The organism is Larkinella soli (genome assembly GCF_003703975.1).
GTDB lineage: Bacteria > Bacteroidota > Bacteroidia > Cytophagales > Spirosomataceae > Larkinella > Larkinella soli.
Window position 1 is genome coordinate 1 of record NZ_QTJY01000081.1, and the last position, 336, is coordinate 336.

Annotated in this window: 1 protein-coding gene; it reads left to right on the top strand. The window is 46.1% G+C overall.

Annotated features, from left to right (window positions below; translation table 11 throughout):
• Positions 1-333 (top strand): hypothetical protein (locus DX909_RS29835; RefSeq protein WP_206513084.1); only part of this gene is annotated, 333 nt, incomplete at its 5' end.
• Positions 334-336: the final 3 nt, after the last annotated feature.

Here is a 336-nt window from a genome sequence, read left to right on the forward strand (position 1 = left end):
TTTGGGGTAAATTATAGTAAAGTAAAAACCCGTTTATTGTTATGGATATTCAGCAGAGGATTTGAATCCCTAAAAGCTGGATTAAGGTATATCACGCCTGAGGCTCCATCAGCTTGGCTGCCCGACAATGAGGAGTTGGCATTTTTCCTTACATCGGTGAAAATCTGCCGCTACGAGGTAAAGCGGTATCAACTAGATCCACGAACGGAGGCACTAGCCGAACGATCTTCCCGACCACATCGGCTAGCCAAGTTGAAAGTGACTGGTGAATATGATCGGACTGCCGAAGCTGTGGCTAATCTATCAGGTACGAGTATAGGGGCAATCTGGTAAGCT